This is a genomic window from Streptomyces sp. H27-C3 (genome assembly GCF_030063415.1).
Lineage (GTDB): Bacteria > Actinomycetota > Actinomycetes > Streptomycetales > Streptomycetaceae > Streptomyces.
Genome location: NZ_JASITA010000011.1, coordinates 1 through 21,986 on the forward strand (window position 1 = coordinate 1; position 21,986 = coordinate 21,986).

At 70.8% G+C, this 21,986-nt stretch carries 18 protein-coding genes; 9 read left to right on the plus strand and 9 right to left on the minus strand.

What is annotated here, in order from left to right:
- Positions 1-300: 300 nt before the first annotated feature.
- From QMK30_RS12855 to QMK30_RS12875, 5 genes are all read right to left on the minus strand, one after another.
- Positions 301-1,332 (minus strand): methyltransferase, encoded by a 1,032-nt coding sequence (locus tag QMK30_RS12855; RefSeq protein WP_283517769.1) that lies wholly within the window; start codon positions 1,330-1,332, stop codon positions 301-303.
- Positions 1,333-1,445: 113 nt separating this feature from the next.
- Positions 1,446-2,870 carry an FAD-binding oxidoreductase gene (locus QMK30_RS12860; protein ID WP_283517770.1) on the minus strand — a complete coding sequence of 475 codons (1,425 nt, stop codon included), beginning with the start codon at positions 2,868-2,870 and terminating at the stop codon, positions 1,446-1,448.
- 181 nt (positions 2,871-3,051) lie between these two features.
- Positions 3,052-3,546 carry an adenylyl-sulfate kinase gene (locus tag QMK30_RS12865; protein ID WP_283517771.1) on the minus strand — a complete coding sequence of 165 codons (495 nt, stop codon included), beginning with the start codon at positions 3,544-3,546 and terminating at the stop codon, positions 3,052-3,054.
- 16 nt (positions 3,547-3,562) lie between these two features.
- Positions 3,563-5,224 (minus strand): FAD-dependent oxidoreductase, encoded by a 1,662-nt coding sequence (locus tag QMK30_RS12870; protein WP_283517773.1) that lies wholly within the window; start codon positions 5,222-5,224, stop codon positions 3,563-3,565.
- Between the two features lie 17 nt (positions 5,225-5,241).
- Positions 5,242-6,882, minus strand: coding sequence for a carbamoyltransferase family protein (locus QMK30_RS12875; protein ID WP_283517774.1), 1,641 nt, complete (start codon positions 6,880-6,882; stop codon positions 5,242-5,244).
- 633 nt (positions 6,883-7,515) lie between these two features.
- Here QMK30_RS12875 and QMK30_RS12880 point away from each other — a divergent pair.
- From QMK30_RS12880 to QMK30_RS12920, 9 genes are all read left to right on the plus strand, one after another.
- Positions 7,516-8,856: an alkaline phosphatase family protein gene (locus QMK30_RS12880; protein ID WP_283517775.1), complete on the plus strand. Its 1,341-nt coding sequence runs from the start codon at positions 7,516-7,518 to the stop codon at positions 8,854-8,856.
- An 89-nt stretch (positions 8,857-8,945) separates the two neighbouring features.
- Complete coding sequence (locus QMK30_RS12885; protein ID WP_283517777.1) at positions 8,946-9,299, plus strand: hypothetical protein; 354 nt, start codon at positions 8,946-8,948, stop codon at positions 9,297-9,299.
- Positions 9,296-10,735 carry a M78 family metallopeptidase domain-containing protein gene (locus QMK30_RS12890; protein WP_283517778.1) on the plus strand — a complete coding sequence of 480 codons (1,440 nt, stop codon included), beginning with the start codon at positions 9,296-9,298 and terminating at the stop codon, positions 10,733-10,735. Before QMK30_RS12885 ends, QMK30_RS12890 begins: the two co-directional genes overlap by 4 nt.
- A complete protein-coding gene (locus QMK30_RS12895) occupies positions 10,732-11,940 on the plus strand; it encodes a cytochrome P450 (protein WP_283517780.1) in 1,209 nt (402 codons plus the stop codon). The genes QMK30_RS12890 and QMK30_RS12895 overlap by 4 nt, the downstream gene beginning before the upstream one ends.
- Positions 11,937-12,755, plus strand: a complete 819-nt coding sequence (locus tag QMK30_RS12900) for a 4'-phosphopantetheinyl transferase family protein (RefSeq protein ID WP_283517781.1) — start codon at positions 11,937-11,939, stop codon at positions 12,753-12,755. The genes QMK30_RS12895 and QMK30_RS12900 overlap by 4 nt, the downstream gene beginning before the upstream one ends.
- A 25-nt stretch (positions 12,756-12,780) precedes the next feature.
- On the plus strand, positions 12,781-14,304 hold the full coding sequence (locus tag QMK30_RS12905) for an aldehyde dehydrogenase family protein (RefSeq protein ID WP_283517782.1): 1,524 nt from the start codon (positions 12,781-12,783) through the stop codon (positions 14,302-14,304).
- Positions 14,305-14,354: 50 nt separating this feature from the next.
- A complete protein-coding gene (locus QMK30_RS12910; RefSeq protein ID WP_283517784.1) occupies positions 14,355-15,194 on the plus strand; it encodes an LLM class flavin-dependent oxidoreductase in 840 nt (279 codons plus the stop codon).
- Between the two features lie 84 nt (positions 15,195-15,278).
- A complete protein-coding gene (locus QMK30_RS12915; RefSeq protein ID WP_283517785.1) occupies positions 15,279-16,031 on the plus strand; it encodes a phytanoyl-CoA dioxygenase family protein in 753 nt (250 codons plus the stop codon).
- The gene (locus tag QMK30_RS12920) at positions 16,028-16,588 is read left to right on the plus strand and encodes a hypothetical protein (RefSeq protein ID WP_283517787.1); all 561 of its coding nucleotides are present in this window, start codon (positions 16,028-16,030) and stop codon (positions 16,586-16,588) included. Before QMK30_RS12915 ends, QMK30_RS12920 begins: the two co-directional genes overlap by 4 nt.
- Before the next feature lie 96 nt (positions 16,589-16,684).
- Here the strand turns inward: QMK30_RS12920 and QMK30_RS12925 are convergent, their stop codons facing one another.
- From QMK30_RS12925 to QMK30_RS12940, 4 genes are all read right to left on the minus strand, one after another.
- Positions 16,685-17,782 carry a DUF4346 domain-containing protein gene (locus QMK30_RS12925; RefSeq protein WP_283517789.1) on the minus strand — a complete coding sequence of 366 codons (1,098 nt, stop codon included), beginning with the start codon at positions 17,780-17,782 and terminating at the stop codon, positions 16,685-16,687.
- Entirely contained in the window at positions 17,769-19,610 is a 1,842-nt protein-coding gene (locus tag QMK30_RS12930) for a B12-binding domain-containing radical SAM protein (RefSeq protein ID WP_283517790.1), read from the minus strand. The genes QMK30_RS12925 and QMK30_RS12930 overlap by 14 nt, the downstream gene beginning before the upstream one ends.
- Before the next feature lie 116 nt (positions 19,611-19,726).
- The gene (locus QMK30_RS12935) at positions 19,727-20,020 is read right to left on the minus strand and encodes a phosphopantetheine-binding protein (RefSeq protein ID WP_283517791.1); all 294 of its coding nucleotides are present in this window, start codon (positions 20,018-20,020) and stop codon (positions 19,727-19,729) included.
- A gap of 23 nt (positions 20,021-20,043) precedes the next feature.
- Positions 20,044-21,582, minus strand: a complete 1,539-nt coding sequence (locus QMK30_RS12940; protein ID WP_283517792.1) for an alkaline phosphatase family protein — start codon at positions 21,580-21,582, stop codon at positions 20,044-20,046.
- Positions 21,583-21,986: the final 404 nt, after the last annotated feature.

Below are 21,986 nucleotides of genomic sequence, written 5' to 3' on the forward strand. Positions count from 1 at the left end.
GTGCGAGATGGCCTCCACCGGTACCGGTGCCCTTTGTACGACGGCGGCGTAGTCGACACGAGCGATCCCCTCCCAGCATGACCAACCCCAAGATCATCCCACCCCCGTCAGCCAACGTGACAGCGCCCGTGAGACTGCCCGGGCCGACGTCTTCCGCTACATCGAAGTCGAGTACAACCGCAGTCGGCTCCGTCGACACCCCGACTACGGGTACGTCACCCCGCTCGAAACGAGATCCCTGCTCAGGCAGGACCTCGCCCGGCAGCGTAAGCACCCGCTGTTCAGCTCGCGGGGGGAACTTCAGGCGCGCCGGGCCTCCAGGATGCGCAGGTCGTCACTGACCGGGATGGTGCGCACCACGCGCAGGCCCGCCCGTTCGGCCAGTGTCTGGTAGTCCGACTCCGGCCGGTCCTGGCCGCCCACCAGCACGGTCAACAGCAGACCGCGGAACAGGGCCTCCAGGTCGGACTCCTCGTCCACCACACCCTCGATGACCAGCAGGACAGAATCCGGCCGCATCGCCTCCTTGATCTGCTCCAGGATGCGCACGATCGTGTCATCGTCCCAGTCGTGGAGGGCACGCTTGATGCTGTAGAGGTCCGCCCCGGCCGGCACCCCCTCGAAGAAGTCCCCGGGGACGACCTCGTACCGCCCGGCCAGGTCTGCCTTCGCCAGGCGTGCCTCGGCGAGCGGCACGACCTCGGGTCGTTCGAGGATCGTGCCGTACACCTCGGTGTGCGTGGTGAGGACTGCGGCCAGGAGGCTGCCGAGTCCCCCGGCGACATCGACCACGGTCCGGATCCCCGAGAAGTCGTACGCCCTGGCGACCCCGGCGCTCTCCTCCTGCGACACGGCGTTCATCGCCGCGTTGAACCGCTGTTTGGCGTCCGCGTCGTTCTTGGTCAGTTCCCAGAACGACACCCCGCTGTTGGCGACTTCGAAGGAGGACTCACCGGTCCGCACCGAGTGGAGGAGGTCGCCCCATGCGGCCCAGTGCCAGTTCGCCGCCATGAACCGCGCGTCGGTGGACTCGGCGTTGCCGGGCTCGGTGACGAGCACGGCGGAGAGCGGCGACTGGGAGTAGGTGTGACCGTCCGCTTGCCGCTGGAACACTCCGAAGGTGGACAACGCACGCAATAGACGGCCGAGTGTCTCGGCGTGCGTGCCGGTGAGCTCGGCCAGTTCGGCCACCGTGTGCTCACCCCGGGTCAGCAGGTCGGGTATGCCCAACTCGGAGGCGACATGGATGGCGCGGGCCCGCCACGCTCCCTGGAGCAGCTCCACCATTTCCTTGTTGGCACCCTTGTCCGCTGTGCCGACATGCTCGGTCATCTGTGTCTCCGTAATCGCTCGGCTGGCTGGGTCGGCTGGTGAGTACGGGAGGAGCGTGCCCGAGGGCGGGGCGGTTACCGGGTGCGCCGGGAACCGCCCCGGCCGGGAGGGAGCTACACCTCTGTGGAAACCGGCGGGATGTTGTGGTTGATGCGGAACATGTTGCCCGGGTCCCAGGTGGTCTTCAGGGCGACGAGCCTGGCGTACGCCTCCGGCGTGTACGCCTCGCTCACATAGGCGGCGTCGGTGTGGGCGATGCCCGCCATGAAGTTGAGCATCCGGGTGCCACTGCTCCACCGCTCGAAGATCTCCACGACCCGGTCCTGGTCCGCCAGCACGGCATCGTCCTCACCGATGCCCAGCACTCCGGCGGAATACACTTGGAAGGGCGCCTCGACATGGGCGACCGCGTTGGGCACCTTCGGCGGCCGGGCGAGCGCTCCGCCGAGCTGGCGGATCTCCAGGGCGACCGCGCTCTGCGCGCCGGGCCCGACCTGGGCGAGGACGGCGTCGACCACATCGTGGTCGAGCCGGGTGATCTGGAAGGTGTTGATGTGGTAACGGCCTGGCGTGGGCGGGTCGTTGTGGATGGTGCCGACCTCGGTGTACGGCATGTCGGCGACCGTGTCGAGCAGTGTGGGCGTGAGGTCCCGCAGCGGCTTGACGAGCCGCTCGCCGGCCTCCGGCGACCCGAGGTAGCACAGCCGCAGGTGCAGAGCGAAACGCCCGCGCAGCTCCTCTGGCACACCGTCGACGTCGGGCCAGTTCAGCATGAAGAACGAAGAGCTCATCTCCTCCGGCATCTCCGCGGCCCACTCGCTGTAGAAGTGCAGCACCTCACGGGCCGACTCGGCCGGGAAGAAGAGCCCTCCGCCGTAGAGCCGGGTCACCTCGACCAGACCGACCTCGATCGCGGTCACCACACCGAAGTTGCCCTTGCCGCCACGCAGCGCCCAGAAGAGATCGGAGTTCTCCTCCTGGGTGGCGACACGCAGTTCACCGTCTGCGGTGACGACCTCGATGCGGTGTACGTGGTCCGCGGCGTACCCGTGGCGCCGCGACAGGACGCCGATACCGCCGCCCAGCGTGTAGGAGACGGCGCCGACGAACGGCGCCGATCCGTTGAGCGGCGCGAGACCGTACCGCGCCGCGACCGGGATGACGTCCTGCCACAGCACCCCGGCCTCCAGCCGCGCTACACGCCGCTCGGGGTCCACCTGGCACCCGTCCATCCCGCGGGTGGCGAGGAACAGGGAGTTCCCGTCCGCGGGCAGCGCCACTCCGTGGCCGGTGGCCTGGACCGCGACCGCCAGCCCGTGGTCACGGGCGAAGCGGACCGCTGTCACCACGTCCTCGGCGTTCGCTACGGCAACAACCAGAGCCGGGTGATGCTCGACGGCACGGTCGAAGCCGTCCACGTGCTCGGTGTACCCGGGCTCATCCGGCAGGAAGACGGGACCAGTCACGCTGTCGGCGAGTTTGCGGACCTCTTCGGGGGGCAGGGCCGCCTTGTCCGACCTGCTCCTGTGCTCGCTCACTTGTCGCCCTTCTGTTCCGTGGTGCTGTCGTGTGTTCCTCGCCCTGTCCCCACCTGGTCCGGTGGAGTGGACCGATGATTTCTGCGTCTCGGCGCGAGAGTACTGAAGACGCCGGGACCGACCGGCCGGAATGAGCCAGTGGGCGCGTGCTGGCCCGTGTCCGCGGGACGGACGGTGCCGCTCATGCGAGCTCGCGCTCCTTGAGCAGGTTCAGCAGCGCCGTCACCGACTCCTCGGCGCTCTGCCGGTGCGCCGGGAGGGTGAGGTCGAGTCGGGCGGGCGCCTCGTACGGGTCGTCAGCACCGGTGAGCCCGGTGGAGACGTGAACCTCCAGACAAGTGGTGGCCGACTGCCCGTGCCGCTCGCGGACGGCCGCCGTGGCCCGGGCGTCGGTGGCGATCACCGGTACCAGGGCGAGGACGCCGTTGCGGGCCAGCACCTCGGCGATCAGACCGACGCGCTGGACGTCGGCGATGCGCTGCTCGCGGCTGGGTCCGGGGTCCACGCCGAGCAGGACGCGCACCTCGTCCCCGTCGAGGACGTGCACGCGTCGGCCCGCCGCCTCCAGGCGGCGGGCCAGCCCTCTGGCGATGGTCGTCTTGCCCGCGCCCGGCAGCCCGGTGAGCCATACGGTGGCGCCGGGCCAGCAGGTGCAGAAAGGGCGGTGGGATGTCATCGACCACTCCGAAGGGTCAGTGGTGGGTCCCGGGGCGGTCCGGGAGCGGGGCGACAATGCCGCGTACCGCCGAGGCCAGCCGCTGGTGGCGCAGCACGCCGCGGGGAGCCGCCGCGGACTCCGAGCGCCAGGCCACGAAGCCGTCCGGCCGCACCAGCAGGGCGCCGCCCCGCCCCGTGCCGCAGGACCGGGCGAACGTCGTGGGCCACGCCTCCCGGTCGGCCACGACGGTATGGGCGGTGACCGGGACCGCGAGCTCCCTGGCGACATCCGCCGCCGTGTGCCTCCACCGGTCGTCGGTGGCGAGCAGGGTGAGGTGGGGGCCTTCCGGGGTCGGCCCGCACAGGTCGAGGGTAGAGCTCAACGACGTCCGGGCGCCGTGCACAAGCCGTACCGGCAGGTGCGGCAGCCGGGTGCCGGGGGCGCCTGACAGGTCGAATGTGGCGGGAAAGGCTCCGTCAGGTTTGACCGCGGAACCGGGGACGGCCGACGAGTGGTAGCAGTACCCCGTGATGATGATGCGGGGGTCGCACAGGGTGACGCCACCGAGCCGTTCGGACGGCACGCCGTCGAGCAGGAGGGTCTGCTGGGCGGTGGCGAACCCGACCGGTCGCCGTTCCGTGTCGTACGTGTCGAGGAGCCCGGGGCCGGCCCAGCCGCCCAGGACGGCCGCGATCTTCCAGGCCAGGTTGTGCGCGTCCTGCATCCCCATGTTGGAGCCGTAGCCGCCGGCCGGCGGGTGTAGGTGGGCGGCGTCCCCCACGAGGAAGACGGGCCCCCGGCCGTAGCGTTCGGCGATCCGGTGCCGGGCCTGCCAACGCAGGGTCCCGGACAGTTCGACGGCCACTCCCGGATCCCCGATCGCGGCGCGTACGAGATCCAGGCAGCGGTCCGGGTCGGGAGTGCCGTCGCCGGCGCCGACGGCCTGGCTCTCCACGGCCGCCGCCCAGGCGTGTTCCCCGTTGAGCTGCATCACCGCCCCGGAGAAACCCGGGTTCTCGATCATGCTCATGAAGAACCGGCGGCCCTTTACCAACCGGGTGAGGTCCGCCCGGAAGTGGACGCTGGTCCGGGACGCGACCGTGCCCAGGCCCGCCCTGGCGATGCCGACCCGCTCCGGGATCCAGCCGTGCGCGCCGTCGGCGGCGACCAGGTAGCGGGCGGTGAGGGTGTCCGTCCCCCCGTCCGGGCGGTGGACCTGGGCCAGCACGCCGTCCTCACGTACCGTCAGATCGGTCAGTTCGTGGCCGAACCGGACGTCCGCGCCCGCCCGCACGGCGGCGTCGCGCAGCAGCGGCTCCATCCGGTCCTGTCCGCACCAGTAGGGCGGGCACGGGCCGGGTACCGCGAGCTCCTCCTCCCCGGTCTCCAGGACCTCGGCGCCGTCGAGTTCGGCGAGTGAGCGGACACCGACCACCGAGCGGGGCAGGACGCGGTCGGGCTCGGTGTCGACCCGCGGGTCGTCGCCCGCGACGACCTCGAAACCGACCGCGGCGACCGCATCCTCCAGGCCGGCCTCACGCAGCAGCTCCATGGTCCGCCGGGTGACGTGGGTGGCGCGGGGCAGCGAGGACGTGCCGACCCTGCGGTCCAGGAGCACGACCGCGACACCGGCGCGGGCCAGGAACAGCGCGGCCGCCAGCCCCGTCGGCCCTCCGCCGACGACCAGTACGGACATGCGCGCAGCCTCTCCGCTCAGCCCTTGCTCACCAGTTGGTCGCCGACCACGAGGTGGTCGAGGTTCATGGACGTGAAGGCCGACACCGCCTCTTCCGGGGTCTCCACGATGGGCTGACCCGCCACGTTGAAGGAGGTGTTGAGAATCACCGGGCAACCGGTGATCCGCTCGAACTCGCCCAGCAGGCGGTACACTGCGGGGTTCTGGTATTCCTCCAGCGTCTGGTGCCGGGCCGTGCCGTCCACGTGGGTGGCGGAAGGAATGGCGTCGGGCCGGGTCACCTTGGTGACGATCAGCATGTACGGGGACAGCTGGCCGAGGTCGAAGAACTCGGCGCTGCGCTCGGCCCGGATGACGGGGGCGTACGGCCGGAACCACTCGCGGAACTTGACGTTGTCGTTGAGGTGGTCGCGCACGGAGGCCGGGAACGGGGCGGCGAAGATGCTGCGGTGGCCGAGCGCGCGCGGTCCGAACTCGCTGCGGCCGTCCCACCATCCGACGACCTTGCCGTCCGCCAGCAGCGAGGCGACCTCGCCCGGCAGGTCGTCGGGGGTGCGTGCGGGCAGCCCGGAGTCGACGACGGCCCGCTCGGCGCGGGAGCGCGGGTACTCGGGCCCCAGATAGGCGTCGCGCAGGACCGGCAGCCGGTCCATCGGCACGCCCTGGAGTTCGTGCAGCCCGTAGTAGGCGCAGCCGAGGCTGATGCCGTTGTCGCCGGCTGCGGGTACCACGAAGATCCGCTCGAAGGGCGTCTCCTGAAGGATGCGGCCGTTGGCGACGCTGTTGAGGCCGACTCCCCCGGCGAGGCACAAGTCGGTCAGCCCCGTCCGCTCGTGCAAAGCCTGGGCACAGTGCACCAGGGAGCGCTCCAGCACCTCCTGGGCGGCTCGGGCGATCGCCGCCCTCGTGTCGAAGTCGGCGCCCTTGGCGAGCCGGGAGAGAACGTGACTGGTCTTGCTCGCGGAGATGCTGACGCCGCCTCCGGGCAGCAGGGTGACCAGTTCCGACAGGTCGTCGACGAAGCGCTCGTCGCCGTAGGGGGCGAGCCCCATGGTCTTGCCGTCCTCGCTGACGGGGAAGTGGGTCTTGGGTCCCGTGTAGGCGAGGCCGATGGCGATGCTCGCGGAACGGTAGAAGTGGCCGAGCGAGTTGTCGGTCTCGCCGGGCTGGTAGTAGTCGCTCTCCGACTCGGCGTCCACGAGGTGGGTCCCGCTGACGCGGTCGACCAGCCGGATGCCGTGCTCGTCGGCCACGTACGAACTGATGGTCTCGGCCTCGCGGCTCGCGGATCCCGCCTTGTCGCCGGTGGTGAGGCTGCCGGAGTTGTCGCAGACCAGCACGGCGGCCCGGGACATGCCCGAGGCGCCGAACGCGCTGTAGGCGTGGGCCAGATGGTGGTTGATCACCCGCACCCGGTGGCGGAACGAGTGGTAGAAGGGGCGCGGCACCAGCTCGCAGGCGACCACATGCTCCACGTCGGCCGCGGTGGTGCCCAGCTGTTCCAGGCATGCCCGACGGCTGACGCCGGCCAACAAGTCGGTACCCAGCCCGTATTTGCTGCGCATCAGGCGTTCCTCGTCGACCGCGACGAGACGGTTGCCGTCGGTGGCGCACGACGCCCAGTCGTGCCCCGATCCGCCGAGGCCCAGCACGGTCATATCGTGTCCTTTCCCTTGATGGACATCGATTCCACTGGTGGACATCGATCGAGACGTGCCAGAGCCCGAGCCCGATGGAGGAGAAGCAGCCGTGGGCCCCCGTCCCGCGTGGCCTGTGTGCCCTGCTCACCAGTGGGCGAGGGGGAACGTGAACGGGTGGGGAGAGCGCTCGGAGAACGGCGACGAACGTCGTGAGGGGCTTCTGAGGTGGGGGAGTTCAGGAAACCGGAGCGGTGCGCAACTCTAATCAACCGGTGTCGCACACTGTCAAGAACAGGTGACCCCCGCACTTGCAGTTGTCTGAAATGCCATCACCAGCGGTCGGCAGTCCGCGTCCGCCGGCCGGGGTCCGGCGGCCCGACGACCGGCAAGTAGGCCGAAACGAGGGGCGGCGGAGCGGGGCCGCTCCGCCCGGCGATCGCCGCTCGACTCCCGTTTTCCGCACCACTTTCGGTCATCATCATCCAGGAGTGGACACGGCAAATGCGTGAGCATGTACGGTCGCACCGTGCTATCGGCGTGGCCCCCGCGTCCTGCGGACGCCCCCTGCCGCACTGCCCGAAACGCTACGCACCACCGACATCCCGTACATGGCATGCCTGATCCCTGGACAGCCGGACGAGGGAGTGCTGGGTGACAAAGCAGCAACGGACGATCGTCATCATCACGGAGGGCGCGGCGCCCGCGCTGCTGGACCGCTGGTGTGCCGCGGGCCTCCTGCCGGGATACGCCCGCCTCCGCCGCGAGGGCGCCCACGGGGCGCTGTCGGCGGAGGGCACGCCTTACGAACCTCCGGGCCTGTTGAGTGTCCTCACCGGCCAACGGGCCGCCGACCACGGCTTCTTCTCCTACTGGACCTGTCACGACCCCGAATACGCGCCGCAGGTACTCGGCTCCGGTGACCGCCGCCATCCGCTGCTGTGGCAGCAGGGGTCCTTCTCCGGTCTCCGCTTCGCCTCCGTCGGACTGTTCGGCACGCACCCCGTCGAACCGATGGACGGCGCGCTGATCAGCTATCCGATGCAAGCGACCCTGCACGCCTGCCACCCGCGCGACCTGCAGCGCCGGCTGGCCAAGGACGGCATCCGTCCGGTGCACGACGTCTCGATCTTCTGGACCGGCCAGCCGCGTGAGCAGCTGCTGCCACAGCTGCTCGAGGCGGACCGCCAGCGCGGAAAGGCCGCCCTGGCGCTGCTCCCCGAGTCGAACGTGGTGATCGTGAACCTCACCAGCATCGACCGCACCTCTCACATTTACTGGCAGGAGCTGGAACACGGGCCCGAACAGGAGCAGGAGAGCGCGGTGTTCGCCGCGTACCGCACCTGCGACCAGGTCATCCAGGACGCCCTCGCGCTGGCCGACGACCACACCGACGTGCTGGCCTTCTCCGAGATCGGCTTCGGCCCGCTCCGCAACTACTGCTCCATCAACGACGACCTCGAACGGGCCGGCCTGCTGGCGAAGACCCCGGACGGCGGCATCGACTGGGCGAGCACGACGGCCTTCGAGGCGGTGCAGGGCACGCACGGGATGAACATCAACGTCCGGGACCGCTACAAGAACGGCACGGTCCGCGACCAGGACTACGAGCGGGTGCGCGCCGAGGTCGGCTCGGTGCTCCTGGAGACCCTCAACCCCCGTACGGGGCTGCCCTTCTTCTCCTCCGTGCACACCCGCGAGGAGGTGTACCCGGGCACAGCCACGGCCGGCGCCCCAGATCTGATCATGGAACCGGCCGACTGGCGGTACCTCCCCCTCGGCGATCCACGATGGGCCTCCCACGTGCACCGGACCTGGCAGAGCGGCTGGCACCGCCGGGAGTCGTTCTGGGCCGGGCTCGGTCCGGGCTTCGCACCGGGCCACGCCGACGACGCCGTGGCTTCCCCGATTGACATCCCGGTCACCCTGAGCCGGCTGCACGGACGTCAGGTGCCCGAAAGATGGCAGGGGCGCCCGCTCGGAACGCCCGCCTGACAGCGGCCGACCAGCGCCGTACTCCACTCACTTCCCATCCGTTCACTCCCCTTCCGTTTCCGCACTCTCTCTTCTTGTGGAGGTCTGCCGTGCCCGACGTACGAGCGCCCGACCGACGGCGTGAACAGCGCAGGACCGTGACCGAGCCGGGCGCGGAGACGAACCGGGAGGAGCTGGCCGGCACGGCACGGTTCACCGAGTGGCGTCCCGCGACCTCGGACGCGCTCGCCTGGGAAGGACCCGACGACCGCCACCCGGCCGACCTGCTGCGCGAGGCCCTGGCCGAAGGACCCCTCGGGCACCCCTGGGACCATCGCTTCCCCCGGTACGCCTGGCACCGGACCGGTGACGTGGTCCACGAGTTCCGGCTGACCGGGGAATCGCCCGGCCACTACACCGGCTACACCCTGCACCCGAGCGAATGGCCGGAGGGCATAGCGTGACCACACTTCCAAACCTGTCCCTCAGCTGGAAATGGCAGGAGCCGCCCACCACCGCGCCTGGTGAGCTCGCCGCCACCTGGGCCGACCTGGAGATGTCCATCGGGTCGCTGCCGCCACTGACGACGGTGGAGGACCCGGCGGCCGGCACGGTCAGGCCGTACACGACGGGCTCGCTGTACCCGCTCGCCGAGTGGATCGCCTTCAACTGGTGGTCGTTGCTGGACGATGCCCGGCCGGGCACGCAGATCTCGCAGCTCCGCTTCGCCTATCGCAACGGTGTCGGTGACGCCCGTGGCTCCTGGTGGGTACGGTCGCGGCGACACGTCCTGCGGGCGGCCTGTGACGGGTTCCGCTGGCCGGACGTCCTGTTCGTGCCCGAGGGGTCCCAGACCCGGGTCGTGTGGATGCCGGACGGCGGCCCCGACCCCCGCCGGGGCACCCGCTTCCTCGCCCGGGGGAACGCCGTCGTCGGCGCCGCCTCCCTCGCCGAATCACTGCGGGGCTTCGTCGACGCGGTCGTCGGCCGACTGACCGAACGCGATGTCAGCGGCACCCCACTCCAGGAGGAGTGGGCCGCGATCCGGGCGACCGGCGAGGCGGAGGCCGAGTTCTGCCGCTCCGCCGCCCGCCTCGGGCTCGACCCGTACACGGAGTCCGCACCCTATGCGGAGGCCATCGTGCGGGCCGCCGGGGAACTGCCCGACGTCATGGGTCTCGACTTCTTCAACTCGGTCGCCCCGGAGCGGATCACCGACCAGCTCCAGTGGATCGAACGTGCTCGAGAGGTCGCCGGAACCGCGCCGTCCGGCCGTCCCGTCGACGCGGCGGTCGCGGAACTGCGGGACGCCTGTGCGGACGTCCGGCAGGCCTTCTACGACCCGGACCGGCTGGAGAACCCCTGGCAGCTGGGCTACGAACTCGCCCACCGGGTCCGCGCCTGGGCCGGAGTGGCGGACACCGAGCGGTTCGAGACCGACACCCTGCTCACGTACTACACGGAGCAGACGCCCTACATCGACCGCGGGCTGGTGGCGTACGGCAGCCGGAACGCCGGGCCCGGTCCTGTCCTGGTGTCGAGCCGCCGCTACACCGAGCGCCCCCGCCGCTTCCTCCAGGCCCGCGCCCTGTGCCACTTCATCTTCGACAACGACGACGACTTCCTGATCGTGGCCTCGCACACCCGCCGCCAGCACCTGGCGCGCGGCTTCGCCCTGGAGATCCTGGCCCCCGCCCAGGGCATCGCCACCCTGCTGGGGCAGCCGTCCGGCCTGGTGACCGCCGAGGACGTGGAACAGATCGCCGAGGACTACGGCGCCGGCACCATCGTGGTCGAACACCAGCTGGACAACCGGGTACTGGCCCAGGACTTCCCGTTCGAGCCGGTGACCCCGTCCGTGCGCCGGCCCACCGTCTATCCCCGCCGGGCAGCCGGATGAGCGCCGCACAGAGCGACCTCTTTCCCTACCCGGCCGGTCCCGGCGGCACCGTCCCACCCCGGTACAGCCGGCTGCTCGCCGAGGAACCCGTGTCCCGGGTACGGCTCGCCGACGGCAGCGAGATGTTCCTCGTCACCCGGGACAGCGACGTACGGACCGTGCTGACCGATCCGGCTTTCAGCCGGTACGCGGCGGCGGTCCTGCCCGGCAGCGGCTTCGGCCGGGGGCAGGGCACCGGGATCGTCGATGTCGACCCGCCGCGGCACACCGTCCTGCGGAACCCGGTCGTCTCGGCGTTCTCCCCCGGCCGGGTGGCTCGCTGGCGGCCGCGAATCGAGGCGATCGCCGACGAATTGCTGCTCCAACTCGCCTACGAGCGGGAGCCGGTGGACCTGGTGCGGTCCTACACCGCACCGTTCGCGGGCCGCGTCGTCACCGAGCTTCTGGGCTTCGAGGGCACCCGGTGGCGTGACATCACCGGTGACGTCGAGACGCTGCTGATGTCGGGGGGCGCGGAAGGCCCGGAGACCGATGCCTGCCGGGCACGGCTGCACGACGCCTTCACCACTCTGCTGAAGGAACGCGGCCGGGAGCCGGCCGACGACGTCGTCACCGTGCTGCTCGGTCTCGACGAGCCGGAGGCCGGCGGCGGGTCCCTCACCGACACTCAGCGGATCACGCTGCTCCACGGACTCGTCATCTCCGGCTACATCGGCATACGGGACCTGCTGGCCCGCCATCTGTACGGAGTGCTTACCGCGCCGGAGGCCAGGGACCGGCTGGTGGCGCGCCCCGAGCTGGTTCCGGGCGCCGTGGCGGAGTTGCTGCGGTTCTACCCGTCGAGCAACGACGGCCTGCTGCGCCTGGCCACCCGCGACGTGGAGCTCTCCGGCCGCACCGTACCGGCGGGCAGCCCGGTGCTCCCGCTGGTGTCGGCGGCCTGCCGTGACCCCCGGGTCGTCGACCGGCCCGACGAACTGGTCGTGGACCGGGCAGAGGTGCCCACCCTCGCCTTCGGCGCCGGACCGCACCAGTGCCCGGCGGCCGACCTCGCCCGCGTCCAGCTCTCCACCGGGATCGGCCGGCTGCTCGCCGCCTACCCCTCGGCCGGGCTCGCCGTGGCGGCCGAGGACGTGGTGCACACCTCCGAACTGTTGCCGCTCGGTGTCGCCGAGCTGCTCGTCCGGCTGCGCGCACCGGCATGAACCCCTCGCGCGCCCGCGTCCTCCTGTGGTGCGTGTCCACCGGGGCCACAGCCCGGGTGACGGCGGTCGCGCGGGAACTGCTGCCCGCTCAGGACCGAGAGCGGATGGCCCAGCTGCGGTCGGCCGCGGACCGGGACGCCTTCGCCCTCAGCCACGCCGTGCTCGCCCGGTGCCTGGGCGCCCTCACCGGGGTCGCCCCGACCGCCCTGCGCTTCGCGCTGCAGACCGAGGGCAAACCCGAGCTGGTCGCCCAGGGACCCGGTGACCGGCTGGCGTTCAGCCTGTCGCACACCGCGGGTCTGACCCTGCTGGCCGTGACGCGGGGCAGCCCGGTGGGGACGGATGTGGAGCGGGTGCGGCCGGTCGCCGCCGCGCGGATCGCGCAGCGGTACTTCCCCGCCGATGAGGCAGCGGCGGTGGCGGCCCGCACCGAACGCACCGCCCCGGAGCTGTTCTTCCGGCTGTGGGTACGCAAGGAGGCAGGCGTCAAGGCGTGGGGCGGGCGCCTCGTCCAGGGGCTGGGCACCCGGGCGTGCACGGCGGCGGACGACCGGCCCGGCGCCGTCACCACCCGGGGCCCTGACGGCAGGGCGTGGCGAGTGCGGGACCTGGCCTGCGTGCCTGCGCCCTACCTCGCGGCCGTCGCGGTGCCCCGGGACGAGGGAGAGGGGCCGATCGAGGTCCGCGCCTTGTCCGTCGACCAGTTGCTCGACCGGGGGCCCGCGGCCGGGCACGCCTTCCGGGACGACCCGCAGGCCGACCGGCGAGGGCCGCCCGCTGCCGCACGGTGTGAGCCGGGCCCCCGACGACCATGACCGAGCTGGACAAGGAGGACCCCGAATGGGCGAGCACTTCCCGAGGTACGTGGACGGCCGGCCGGCGCAGGCGTCCGACGGGGCGACCTTCCGGTCGTTCGAACCGGCCACCCGGCGCCATCTGGCCGATGTGCCGCGCTGCGGCGAGGCCGATGTGCGAGAGGCTGTTGCGGCGGCGCGCCGGGCGTTCGACGAAGGCCCCTGGCCCAGGATGGAGCCGCGGGAACGGGCCGCGGTGCTGCGGCGGGTCGCCGACCGGCTGGCCGAGGAGTCCGGGCGGCTGGCCGAGCTGGAAGCCCGCGACAACGGCACCACCCTGCGCAAAGCTCTGGGCTCGGACGTGCCGGGGGCACGCGCGGCGTTCGTCTGGAGTGCCTGGTGGGCCGAGCAGCTGTCCGAGCGGCTGGCCCGGGGGCAGGCCGGGGCCGGTGCGGCGGCGGCACCGCACTATCTGCGCTGGCACCCGCTGGGCGTGGTGGCCGCGATCGTCCCGTGGAACCTGCCGCTGCTGCTCTCCGCCTGGCGCATCGCGCCGGCCATCGCCGCGGGCAACACCTGTGTGATCAAGCCGGCTTCGTTCACCTCGCTCACCGCGATGGAACTGGTCCGGCTGATGCACGAGTGCGGGCTGCCCCCGGGGGTGGTGAACGTCGTCACCGGACCCGGCGGCACGACCGGGGACAGCCTGGTACGGGCTCCGGGCGTGGACCTGGTGGCGTTCACCGGCTCGGACGCGGTCGGCGAGAGCGTCCGTCTCGGCGCCTCGGGGGCCGGGGCGGCGCCCCGGCTGGACCTGGGCGGCAAGTCGCCGAACGTGGTGCTCCACGACGCGGACCTCGACCTGGCGGCCACCGGCGTGGCCTGGAGCATCTTCCTGCACAACGGGCAGGTGTGCATGGCCGGTTCACGCGCCGTGGTGCACACCGACGTGTACGACGAGTTCGTGGAGCGCGTACGGGAGCTGGCCGGGAGGCTGCGCGTCGGCGACCCGCTGAGCCCCGAGACAGATCTCGGCCCGCTGGTCTCGCGCAACCAGGCCCGCACGGCGCAGCATTTCGTCCGGCTCGGCGTGTCGGAGGGGGCGCGGCTCGTGTGCGGGGGCAGGGCACCGGACGCCGGAGAGTTGCCCGAGGGCCTGGACCCGGGTGCCTACTTCCTGCCGACCGTGCTGAGTGGGGTCGCCCCCGACAGCACCGTGGCCCAGGAGGAGATCTTCGGGCCCGTCCTCTCGGTCATCAGAGCCGACGACGACGAGGAGGCCGTCCGCATCGCCAACGGGACGCGGTACGGGCTGAGTGCCGGGGTCTGGTCGGCCGACCCCGGGCACGCGCGGGCGATCGCGGAATCACTGCACGCCGAACGGGTGTGGGTGAACGACTACCGGCTGGTCGACCTGGAACTGCCGCCGGACGGTGCGGTCCCTGACGATGCCGTCTGGGAGCGGCTGACCAACGAACTCGACGGCTACCGCCGCCGTCAGTCCGTCACCGACTCGTCGAACGGGTCCGCGGGGGTCACCGCGACCCCCTACGGACTGCTGGGGTTCTGACCGCGCTGCCCCGCTCCCGCTCCCCCACTCCCTCGCTGCGGAGCCCGCCCATGAAGATCGGCATCGCGTTCCCCAACACCATCCCCGGGGCCCCCGGGAGGCTCCAGTCCGACTGGGCCGTCCGGGCCGAGCAGCGGGGCTTCTCCACCGTCGCCGCGACCCAGCGCCTGCGGTACCCCGGTCACGAACCGCTGTCGGTACTGGCCGCGGCCGCGGCGGTGACCTCGCGGATAGGGCTGGCGACCAACATCCTGGTCGCCCCCCTCACCACCGCGGCGGTGCTCGCCAAGGAGGCGGCGACGGTGTCCTCCCTGTCCGGCGGCCGGCTCCTGCTCGGGCTCGGTCCTGGGGTGCGCTCCGACGACTTCGACGCGGCGGAACGGGAGTTCGGCCCCCGAGGCGCGGTCTTCGACAGCCAGTTGGCGGAGCTGGCGCGGCTGCGGGAGCAGCACGACCCTAAGTGCCTGCCCGCCCCCGTACCGCCGCTGCTCGTCGGCGGACTCAGTGCCGCCGCGGTCCGGCGCAGCGTGCGTTGGGCGGCCGGCTGGACCGCGCCGGGGCTGGCGCCCGAGCGGGTCGCGCCCACGGCCGCCAAGGTGCGCGCGGCGTGGTCGGCCGCGGGCAGGGAGGGTCGGCCCCGCCTGATCGCGCTGTCCCGGTTCTGGCTAGGTGAGGACGTGGCGCAGGAGGCCTCGGGATTCGTACGGGAGTATTTCGGCGTGCTCGGGGACGAGGCGGACGCCTTCGTGGCCACAACACCGCGCACGCCGGAGCAGGTGAGCGAGCAGGTGAAGGCGCTCGCCGACGCGGGCTTCGACGAGGTGATATTCCACCCGACGGCGGCCCGCCTGTCGCAGGTGGACCGGCTGGCCGACATCCTGATTGCCTGACCGCTTCTCCGACTGCTTCTCCGGATGGTTCTCCTCCTTCCGCCGCATAGCCTCCGCTGATAAATTCGCCATATGTATGCGACCGTGACGGGAAGCAAGCTCAAGGCCGTGGAGAACCTTCGGGAATTCGGTTACTGCATTCTCGAATGTCCCCTGCCGAAACACGAGTTCAAGCAGCTCGGTGCTCGCCTTGTGGAGGTGGCGCAACAGGAACGAGAAGACGGATCGGCCTTTCTCTACGACGGTGGAAACCAGCGGGTCTTCAGCCTTCTGAACAAGGGCGAGGAGTTCGAGCGCTGTGTGCAGGAGCCTTCGACACTTGAACTGATGGAGGAGGTGCTGGGCTTCAATTTCCTGCTGTCCAGCACCCACGCGAATATCGCGGGCCCCGGCGGCTCCTCGATGAACGTGCACGCCGACCAGACGTTCGCCCGGCCGCCCTGGCCCCCGTACGCACTCGTGGCCAACAGCATGTGGATGCTGGACGACTTCACGGAGGACAACGGCGCCACCCGGGTGGTGCCGGGCAGTCATCTCCTGGACCGCCAGCCGGACTACGACCGGGGCGAGGGAGACGTGGAGACGGTCCCCGTGTGCGGGCCGGCCGGCAGCGTCATGGTCTTCGACGGCAGGTTGTGGCACCAGACAGGGGCCAACGTCACTGGCCGGCCACGGCACGGAATCCTCAACTACTACTGCCGCGGCTTCGTGCGCCAGCAGCAGAACTTCTTCGCTGGGCTGAAGCCGGAGGTCGCCGAGCGCAGCGGGCCCATGATGCGGCGGCTGCTGGGCTTCGAGAACTACTTCTCGCTCGGGCTTTCGGACGGACTCTCATGAGCACGGCGGCCTTCGACGCGCGTCAGTTCCTCCAGGCCCCCGGGCCGCGCCAGGTGCTGCGGCTGGTGGTGGCGGATCCGGCGGGCGCCATCGGCGGTCTGCTGCTCCGGGAGCTCGGGCCTGAGCTGGCCGTGGCGCGGGCCGGCCCCGGCGACCCGTCCACCGCCGGGGCCGATGAGGCTCCCGGTCTGCCCTGGGCGCTGCTCGCGGTGACGGGCGGGACACGGGACGGCGCGGCCGTCCTGGCCGCCGCCATCCACGCGGCGCGGACCGGGCCTCCACCGGCCCATCTCCTGCTCTGCCCCGGCCCCTTCATCGACGGTGTCACGGGGGACACGGACGCCGCCCCACTGCCCTGCCCGGTCACTGTGCTGCTCACCGAGGATCTTCCCCCGGCCGGCACGGGGAATCCCGGCGGGGCCGTGGCCTCCTGGCTGCGGCTCTCACCGGACGCGTTCACCGTTCGGCTGCTGGAGCCGGATGCCTGGAGTCCCGGCGGGAGCACCGCCGTCACCGCACGTGTCATCAAGGAGGAGCTGCGGGTCTGGCCCGCGTGACCGTGACCGTGACCGGAATCCGGCGACCCGGCACGGCTGCGATGGCCTCGGCGGAAGGCCCCGCACACCGCGCGGGGCGGGTTGGCGTCCGGCGGTTCAGCCGGCGAACGCGCCGTACAGCTCCAGGGGGCTGGAGCGGCGCAGGTCGACGTCGGACGGCAGGTCCAGTCCCAGTTCCTCCTCCAGCACGATGGCCAGCTCGATCATGCGGGCGGAGTCGACGGACAGCTGGATGCCCAGGGGTACGTCAGGGTCGAGTTCCGTGCCTTGTGCTCCGAGTCCCGCGACGATGGCGGACAGGAACTCCGCCAGGCTCAGCAGTTCCTTCGGCGCTTCGCTGATGGCTCGCGCCTCCTCTCGTTCACGGACCGGACGCACCGAGCGCACCGGGGCTCCCGGTGCGCGCAGTGGCAGGTCCTGGTCGTAGGTCAGCCCCAGACGCAGGGCGGTCTCGGCCTTGGTCAGTTCACCGCCGAGGTAACCGGCGTGCGAGGCCTCGGTGATCACCCCGGCATCCAGCAGACCGAGCAGCATGGATTCGGCCCGGGCACCGGTCATCTCGTGCCGGGGCGTCAGATCACTGTCGTAGTGGCGCAGGACGATGCGCCGGGCCCGGCGGTCGAGGCTGATCACCACGAACCCGTCCAGCGCGCCGCTGATACCGGTCCGTCTCCCGCCGGCCCTCAGCCGTCGGAACCCGGGCCCGGCGCCGTCCACCGGGCCCCGCGGGGACGCCAGCTCGGGGAGGACCGGGTCGGGGCGGGCGCGCGGCTGCACTTTCGCCACCAGGTCGCGCAGCACCAGCGGGTCGCACTCGCCCAGTGCGTCCACCAGCTCGACCCGTGACCGCACCTGCTCCACGTCCCCCAGGGAGACCGTGGGCAGCACTGGGAGGTATCCGGCGGCTCCGCGGATCCGCCGGCAGTCGGCGTCCACGCCCTCCCGGAAGAGTGCTATGAGGCTCTGTCCGGCGTGGAAGCGCGGCGATTCCCGGCCGCAGACCACCAGCACCCGGATCGTGGGCCGGCCCGCCAGGGTGCGCACCAGCTCCTCGATGCCGAGGTTGGCCGTCATCAGCGTCCCGGCCAGTGCCACTCCCGGCAGCGCCGAGAGCGGCTCCAGCAGCTCTCTGCTGCTGAGGCTGCACACCGCGATCCGGCAGTCCCCGGCGGTCGGTTGTTCACCAGGTGGCACCGGAGCCCTCCCCGGTGTAGTTGCGGGGCAGACCGCCCGGCAGGACGGGCGGCAGGGTAGAGCTGATCTCCGACACCCTGGCACCCAGCCGGGAGAGGCGCTTACCCACCCGCAACTGCTCCGAGCGCAACCGGTCGAGCCGGTCGCGGAAGTACTCCTCGACCTCCACCACCTGACGTGCCTGTTTGTCGGTGTCGAGGACGTCGTTCATCACGGACTCGAGGTTCGACATGAAGAACGTGTAGTTGAACTGGCCCATTTCCTGGCGCAACTCGTGGACGGTGTTCTTGAACCCGTCCATCACCTCGTCGACGCCCGAGAGCGAGCCGAAGCGGCGTTGCAGCCGCGAGATGAAGGTCTGCAGCACCACGTTGTAGGTCTCGAACTCGAAGACGGCCGACTGGTCAGTGATCACCCCGTGCTGGTGGTAGTCCTGGTTGTTGTAGAGCTGAGCGAAGTGCCAGGCGAGTTTGCCGACCCGTTCGTCCGCGAACTGGTAGCCGTAGGGGTCCAGGTTCTCGCGGTACGTCTCCGCCAGTAGGCCCTCGCCCTCCATGCGGCGCACGATCGACGTACCGGGATAGATCTCCAGCCGCTCGGTCATCCGGCGCAGGTTGTGTCCGGAATTGTCGCGCAGAAACTGCGCGTTGGCGATGAGGGAGTCCACGGTGGCGTACGGGTGGAAGGGGAGGAAGCCCATCGCCAGATAGATGCCGTGCTCGCGGAGCATCCGGATTATTGTGACGTTGTCCTCGACCGTGGCGCGCTTCTCCCACAGCAGAAGCTCCTCGGCCGTGCCGGACTCGATGCCGACGTTCACCTTCTCCAGACCGGAGGCGGTGAGCAGGGTGAGCAGGGCGTGGTCCTCGGGGGTGTCGTGCCAGTTCTCTGCCCGCATGCAGACGTTGTAGTAGATGTCGAGTCCGCGGTCGAGGATGCCCTGGGCTATCGCGCCGGCCCGCTTCTTGCCGACGCGTCCCCCGTCGGGGTCCTCGAAGGTGGAGTCGACGAAGTCGAACGTGCGGAACTGGTGCCGCTCGACGATCTGCGCCACCTCGTCCACGATCTGCTCCGGGCCGCGCCCGCGCCACGCCTTGCCCGCCTGCACCCGGTTGTTCAGGTGGGGCGCCGAGCAGAAGGTGCAGTTGGCGACGCAGCCCCGGCTGGTGCTGACGCGTACGTACTCCAGCTTGTCGCCGTGCTGACTGAGCTGGTCCCTGGCCGGGAAAGGCAGTGCCTCCAGGTCGTGGATCAGGGGGCGTGCCGGGTTCTGCCGCACCCTGCCCTCAGCGTCCCGGTAGCAGACGCCCGGGCACTCGGCGAGCGACTCCTGCAGATACAGCCGCTGGACCAGGTCGAGGATGGTGGGCTCCCCCTCACCGACGGCGACGATGTCCGCGTAGGGGTTGTTGCGCAGGACGTCGAGGCCGGCGAACGTACCGGCCGGGCCGCCACAGGCGATCGGGGTGTCGGGAAAGACCTCGCGCAGCTGCTGGCAGAGACTGATGCAGCTCGTCAGGTTGAGGCTCATCAGGGTGAAGCACAGCAGGTCGGGCTGGTACGCACGCAGATGGTCGACGGCGGCGGCGTGGGAGGCGTCGCCGTGCTCCACCTCGCGGATCTCGGCGGTGAAGCCCGCGGCGCGCAGGACGCTCGTCATGTACGCCACCCCGAGATGCTCCGGCGACATCACGAGGTCGCCGTCGAGCAGGATCAGGAAACTGACCTTGAAGGACGAGGGATCGGTGACTCGGGGATCCAGGGTCAGCTCGAACTCGCCGGGTTTCTTCCGGGCGGTGGCCCGGCCGATGGTGATGTCTTCGATCATCAGCCCTCCTCGGGGTACGGTGCCCGCTCCGGCCTCGCCGGTCCCATGCTCGGAGTCGCGGGGCCTCCCGGGACGCGGCCCGGGGGCCGGCTCGGGCAGAGGCGGGCGCGCGGTGCTCAACTTGGCTGTTCAGCCAGGGACTCGTCGGGCTTCATCCGGCTGTCGACATAGTCGGCGAGAAGGTCGAGGTCATCGATCAGCTTGATCGACAGGTCCTCGTCGGCGATCTCCACGCCGAACTCGCTCTCCACCCAGATGAGGAACTCGATAGTGTTGATGGAATCCAGCCCCAGCGCCTCCACCAGCCCCCGGTCGGGCACTTCGGACGGTGCGACGGACAGTTCGAGGGAGTCCACCAACACCTTGCGCAGCCGAGCCTTCGTTCCCTCGGTCTCCTCCATGATCGTCATCCCTTCATCGGTGTCACGGCGACTCAGAGGTATCCCATTTCACGGAGTCGGCTGATGGTGTAGTCGTCCTCGTCGGCGGTGTCCCCGGCCGGCTCGGCCGTGGGCGCCGCGTCGGTCCGGGCCGTTACCCGGGGGTCGGTGGCGGGGACCGGGAGGTCCTCGGTGAAGATCTCCGTACGGGGGCTTCCGTCGATATCCGAGGGCCAGGCGGCGCCCAGGTCCATGAGCAGGGTGGGCAGGGTGTCGACGAGCGGCACCGTGCCCTGGGCACGGCCGGGGCGGACCCGGGGCGAGCGCTGCGCCCAGATCCCCTGGTGCCGGTGGAGACCCGTCTGCGCGCTGGGCGACCACAGGTCGCCGGTGAGGTCGGTGACCGGCAGGACGGACTCGTCCGCGGGCACCATGAGCAGGTCGGGGGCACGGCCGCGCTGCGGCCCCGGATAGGCCTCCGCGCTCGGCAGCACGGCCTGGAACACCGGGTCGCCCGAGGGTCCCTTGAGGCCGCCGAGCAGGTCGACCACCTCCGCCGTGACCCGGTCCCGGTCCTGCGGGGCGACCTTGCCCCGGGCCTGCCTGGCCCGGAGATTGAGGTTGAGCCCGTAGCTGCCGGGGACCGGCATGTAGACCGCGGTACGGGGGAAGTCGACGCGCCGGCCGCCGTCGGCGAACCAACTCGCCTGCCCGTCGGCGGGTTGGTCGCCCGGCTCGGTGGCGAGCAGGCCCGCTTCCTCCAGCAACTGGTGTACGGCCAGGGCGTGCGTGCCCTGCCCGAGGCCGTGGTCGGAGACGAGCGTCACCACCGTGTCCTCGTCCACCAGGGACAGCAGCTCCCCGACCGCGGTGTCGATGGCCTGGTAGGCCCGGGTGTTGGCCCGGTCCCAGCCGGAGCCGGCGGGCGCCTTCTCGTGGCGGGGGTGCGTCGTGTCCTCGTAGTGCCAGTAGTGGTGTCCGACCCGGTCCGCCTCAGTGAGCACCACCATGACCACATCGGTGGGCCGGGTGCGCATGAGGTGGCGCACGGAACGGACCCGGGCCTCGACATTGCGCTCGGCCTGTTCCAGATAGCCCATGTCGCCGCGGAACATGGTGGCGAGATCGGACTGGAAGTGGGCCTTGGCCGCAGCCAGTTCGCGCAGCAGGGAGTCAGGACGGCAGTGCCGCAGGGTCCGTTCGAGGGGCCAGGAGATCTGGTATCCCGGCAGGTCCGCCGGAGGGTGGGACATCGGGATGTTGATCAGCCCGAGCGTGTACTCCTGGGCTACCAGCCAGTCCCAGGCACTGGAGCGCCCAAGGTCGCCGGCCCGGGTGAGCCGCGCCCCGTAGGCGGGCTCCTGGGTGTCGTAGAACTGGTAGATGCCATGGTTGCCGGGGTGTCCGGCCGTGACGAAGGTGCTCCACCCGGGGGCCGTATGGGCCGGCCAGGTACAGCTCGTTCTGCTGCTGGCGGAGGAGCGCAGCAGCCGGTCGATGTTGGGGAGCAGTCCGCGGGCTGCCAGGGGATCGATGACGTCGAAAGTCCCCCCGTCTATACCGATGACGAGGGCATGCGGCGAAGGTGGCATCAGTCGCCTCCAACTGTGGACAGCACCTGCATCAGATGAGTGGTGGCACGTCGGTCGCCGGTGATCTGGGCGACCGTAACACCCAATCACTTCCGTCCTCCACAGAAAGACCGGGTCGGATCTTTGGAATGACCAAAAACCATGCCGCACCGCGATCGCGGCTCCGTGGACCGAATGCGCGCCCCCACGGTAAGAACTTCCCTGCGCAGGAACCCTTTTCGCCGCCGCACTCCGTTCCACCGGGGTATCAATTCGCGGCCCTCCGGTATGGCCAGAATGATTCGGTACCCCTCCGCCGCCCTTGATCGGTCCGCAAGATCGTCTGCGGCACATGATCTAGGAGCGACTGTTGACTTCCTTCGCATCCGTGGTGGAGCCTCATCTGGCGAGCCATTCGAGGCACC